The following is a 223-nucleotide window of genomic DNA, read 5'->3' as shown; positions in this document are numbered from 1 at the left end:
TTCACGGCTGAGCCCCAATCTGCTCCGCCCTTCGTCACCCTACATTCTCGGAGACTGGTAATGTCTCCCTCGACACGAAATACTGGGCTGCCTCCCCCACGGACATTATGGCGGTTGCCCGGAAGTATGAGGTTCAGGCGGCACCTCCGACGAGTGTATTCTGGGCCCAAAGACTTTACAGTCGGGTAGGAAGTAAGCGATTTGGGCCCGGAGCCAGGGGGCT

Source organism: Schleiferilactobacillus shenzhenensis LY-73 (genome assembly GCF_000469325.1).
Taxonomy (GTDB): Bacteria; Bacillota; Bacilli; order Lactobacillales; family Lactobacillaceae; genus Schleiferilactobacillus; species Schleiferilactobacillus shenzhenensis.
This window is presented reverse-complemented; position numbering follows the sequence as displayed.